The following is a 592-nucleotide window of genomic DNA, read 5'->3' as shown; positions in this document are numbered from 1 at the left end:
TCGCAAAATAGGATTTACAGATGATGCGAAAGGATGTATTATATGAATAAAGGAACAATAAATTGGTTTAACGCTGACAAAGGCTATGGTTTTATTATGGCAGATGATATGCAAGATGTGTTTGCCTACCTCTTGTCTATTCAAGGAAATGAATTTAAAAAATACGATGAAGGTCAAAAGGTTACTTTTGATATCAAAATGACGTCTCGTGGGCGTTATGCTTCAAACGTACATAAAAGATAAATGATTTAAAGCATGGGATGTCCTGTGCTTTTTATTTATTGCTATTGCAAAAATGAATTAAAATGTTATACTGAGTGAGGGGAAGATTAGTTGCTTTCCCTACAGTTCATAAAATCCATGTCATTACGATATGGATTTTATTAATGAGTGAGTAGTTTGACATTGAGTATAATTAGTGTTACTATGAAGAAGTAGATTTTGTCATGAGTAAAATGTTTTATAGATTCACTTTTCGCAAAATGAGATTTACAATTTTTGTCGAAAGGAAATAAATATTATGGCAAATGGAACAGTAAAATGGTTTAACGCTACTAAAGGATTTGGTTTTATTACCTCTGAAGATGGTCAA

At 31.2% G+C, this 592-nt stretch carries 2 protein-coding genes; both read left to right on the top strand.

Annotated elements, in window-relative coordinates:
- Positions 1-42 precede the first annotated feature (42 nt).
- A complete protein-coding gene (locus HFD15_RS14005; RefSeq protein WP_015425995.1) occupies positions 43-243 on the top strand; it encodes a cold-shock protein in 201 nt (66 codons plus the stop codon).
- Positions 244-520: 277 nt separating this feature from the next.
- Positions 521-592 (top strand): cold-shock protein (locus HFD15_RS14000; RefSeq protein WP_167595254.1); only part of this gene is annotated, 72 nt, incomplete at its 3' end.

Source organism: Lactococcus sp. EKM203L (assembly GCF_011800585.1).
Taxonomy (GTDB): Bacteria; Bacillota; Bacilli; order Lactobacillales; family Streptococcaceae; genus Lactococcus; species Lactococcus lactis.
Note: the sequence above shows the minus strand (reverse complement) of the source record. Positions and strands in the feature narration are given on the sequence as shown.